At 71.7% G+C, this 736-nt stretch carries 1 protein-coding gene and 1 pseudogene; both read right to left on the reverse strand.

Going from position 1 to position 736, the window contains the following annotated elements:
* Positions 1-25: 25 nt before the first annotated feature.
* A complete protein-coding gene (locus GTR00_RS22080; protein ID WP_205706421.1) occupies positions 26-217 on the reverse strand; it encodes a ribbon-helix-helix protein, CopG family in 192 nt (63 codons plus the stop codon).
* A 152-nt stretch (positions 218-369) separates the two neighbouring features.
* Positions 370-736 (reverse strand): annotated as a pseudogene (locus tag GTR00_RS22085) (hypothetical protein); the annotation flags it as partial.

The raw sequence follows: 736 nt of genomic DNA on the forward strand, positions 1-736 counted from the left end.
GTCGCCGGGTGGGTCACCGGGCCAGTCAGCGCGCGAGGCGGGCCAGGAGCTCGGCGTCCTCGGTGCGCACCCGCTCGATGGCCGCGCGCAGGCGTGCGGGGCGGTCGGAGACGTACTCGCCGATGGCGGTGCGGGCGACTTCCTGCATGGAGCGGCCCTCCTGCTCGGCGCGGCGGCGCAGGGCGTCGGTCTCTTCGTCGGTCAGTCGCAGGTTCATCGCCACGAGTCAATGGTACCGCTCTGGTACCAGTCGGGCCAGGTACGTGGGCATCGTCACGACCGCGCCGTCACGGCCTCCCCGTGATCGCGCACTGAGCGCGGGATGACCGTGAGGCCGCCGCAGCTCCACGCGCCAGAGTGTGCGGAGTGTCACCAGTAGTGCGGTGGCACCTCCGCGGGATCCGCCGGGACGACATCAAGCTGCGACCGGCTCAGCAGGTCCTCCGTCGCGGCCGCACAAGCAGCGATGGCGGCGTAGTGCGGGTCGACGTCTTTGGTCAGGCACCACGCCCGATCCGCCGGCCACACGAACCCCGGCAGCGGCAGCCACCACGACTGCCCCGGAGCCAGCAACGCTCCGCGCCACTGGTCTTCATCGCCCAGGGCGGTCAGGGGGCCGTGGAAGAGGAAGTAGTCGCGGTCGGGGACCTGCCAGGTGGGCTTCGATGGTCCGTCGGCGGGGATCACGCCCCAGCCGTCCCAGAGGGCGAAGAAGCAGCTGTCGGGGGTGGTGGTG

Source organism: Kineococcus indalonis (genome assembly GCF_009906395.1).
Taxonomy (GTDB): domain Bacteria; phylum Actinomycetota; class Actinomycetes; order Actinomycetales; family Kineococcaceae; genus Kineococcus; species Kineococcus indalonis.